The following is a 1,853-nucleotide window of genomic DNA, read 5'->3' as shown; positions in this document are numbered from 1 at the left end:
CAGCGAAAGTTGAGGCGAACGCACCAACGGTTTCTGTTTCGGCACAGCCGGTCTGCGGAACGCCAACGGGAAGCATCGCAATTACAGCGGTAACGGGCGAAACCTACAGTATAGACGGCGGAACTTACTCTGCTGCCTCAACTTATTCGGGTCTTGCACCCGGCACGCACATCGTAAGGGCGAAAAGTGCGGACGGATGTACCTCTTCGGGAACGGACGTTGTGATCAGTCCCGCAAAGGCACCGGCAAATGCACCTGTGGTTGCCGTTACGGCACAGCCTACCTGTGCCCTGGCTACGGGAAGTATCAGCATCACTGCTGTAACGGGCGAAACCTACAGTGTTGACGGCGGTGCTTACACTTCTGCCTTAACATACTCGGGTCTTGCCAGCGGAAGCCACTCGGTAACCGCAAAGAGCGCTGACGGCTGTACCTCGGGTGCAGCACCGGTAACGGTAAACGCACAGCCGGCCACACCGACGGCCTCGATCAGTTACGGCGCACCGCAGTACCAGGCAACCGGAACAGCGAGCGTTGTGCAGAGCGGGCAGACGGGCGGAAGCTATAGTGCAAGCCCTTCGGGACTGGGCATCAATGCCGTTACGGGAACGATCGATCTAGCGGGAAGCACACCGAACCAGACCTATACGGTAACCTACACGTTCAGCAACGGAACCTGTACGGGAACGGCAACAGCAACGGTTAGGGTAAATTCTACGCCTGCAACCATTGCCTATGCAAAACCTGCCTACTGTGCAAACGGAACCGCGGATATCATCAGAACGGGACCTGCGAACGGAACCTATACCGGAGACGGGAACGGGCTCAGGATCAATGCCCCAACGGGTACGATAAACCTGGGCGCAAGTATTCCGGGCAGTTATACGGTTACCTACACCTATCAGGACGGAACGATCACGGCAACGGCCACAACAGCGGTAACCATTAATGCGGTTCCGGTGGTATCGGTAGCGAGCGACATGGGAACCAATATTTCCAGGGGGGATATCGTTACGCTTACCGCAACGGGCGGAACGAGCTACAGCTGGAGCGGTACGGACATTCAGAGCGGACAGAATACCGGCGTAATAAAAGTGCGTCCGAAACAGACAGCCACCTACACGGTTACGGCAACAAATGCCAGCGGATGCTCTGATGTGGCGCAGATCACCATCACGGTAACGGATGATTTCAGACTGGAGCCGAACAACGTGATTACACCGAACGGCGACGGCAGGAACGATACCTGGGTAGTAAAAAATCTGGACTATTACCCGAACAATACGGTAGGCATCTACGATAGGGCGGGCAGAAGGGTTTATGGGGCCAGCAGCTACAAAAACGACTGGGACGGTACCTACAACGGCCAGCCGCTTGCAGAGGGTGCGTACATCTACGTGATCGACCTCGGAAATGGCATAGGCCTGCTGAGGGGAACGATCTCGATCATCAGGGACAACAGATAAGATTAAGGGCTCCCGGACCCCGAGGTGCGTAATGGAATGTCGTGCGGAGGGGGAGGGGGCCTTATTACAGCATATTATGGGCGGAACGGCCCTAAAAAAAATCAGCAAAATGAAAAAGATACTTACAGCAATAACACTTCTGGGACTCGGCCTTTCCGCCCAGGCGCAGCTGAACCCGATGGGGAGCATGTACTACCAGAACCAGTACCTTTCGAACCCTGCAATGGCTGGGATCGAAAGCGGATGGGAGATCAATGCAGGCTACAAGGCGCAGTGGACGGCGATAGAATATGCCCCTGCAATGGAGGCGGTCACGGCCACCCACGGCTCAGATAATGGGAAGGTCGGCCTCGGCCTGAACTTCTTCAACGACAGGGCGGGCGTTGT

General features: G+C 56.0%; 2 protein-coding genes. Both read left to right on the top strand.

Annotated features, from left to right (window positions below):
* Positions 1–1,466, top strand: a 1,466-nt coding sequence (locus tag H7U22_RS22735; protein ID WP_187073631.1) for a gliding motility-associated C-terminal domain-containing protein, incomplete at its 5' end; no start/stop codon positions are given.
* A gap of 109 nt (positions 1,467–1,575) precedes the next feature.
* Positions 1,576–1,853: type IX secretion system membrane protein PorP/SprF (locus H7U22_RS22730; protein WP_187073630.1), on the top strand; the 278-nt coding region annotated here is incomplete at its 3' end.

It is taken from the genome of Pedobacter fastidiosus, from assembly GCF_014306625.1.
GTDB classification, from domain to species: Bacteria; Bacteroidota; Bacteroidia; order Sphingobacteriales; family Sphingobacteriaceae; genus Pedobacter; species Pedobacter fastidiosus.
The sequence above is the reverse complement of the archived record's forward strand: the minus strand, read 5'-3'. Positions and strand labels throughout refer to the sequence as shown.